The 288-nt window shown below is 63.5% G+C and carries 1 protein-coding gene; it reads right to left on the reverse strand.

Going from position 1 to position 288, the window contains the following annotated elements:
* Positions 1 to 288, reverse strand: a 288-nt coding sequence (locus QSV36_RS14270; RefSeq protein ID WP_289132547.1) for a thiamine pyrophosphate-binding protein, incomplete at both ends; no start/stop codon positions are given.

Raw genomic sequence — 288 nt, forward strand, 5'->3', positions numbered from 1 at the left:
GTCGGTCTGCTCGGCGGCGATGTCTTCCGGCAGTTCCAGGTGCACGGCACCGGGCTTTTCTTCTTCAGCCAGGCGGAAGGCTTCGCGCATGCGCGCCGGGATGTTGTCGGCCGAGGCGAACTGGTGGGTGTACTTGGTGATGGGGTCCATCATGCCGCACACGTCGATGATCTGGAAACGGCCTTGCTTGGACTTCTTGATCGGCTTCTGGCCGGTGATCATCATCATCGGCATGCCACCCAGGTAGGCGTAGGCGCTGGCGGTAACCAGGTTGGTCGCGCCGGGGCC

Source organism: Pseudomonas sp. BCRC 81390, from assembly GCF_030341915.1.
In the GTDB taxonomy this organism is placed as follows: domain Bacteria; phylum Pseudomonadota; class Gammaproteobacteria; order Pseudomonadales; family Pseudomonadaceae; genus Aquipseudomonas.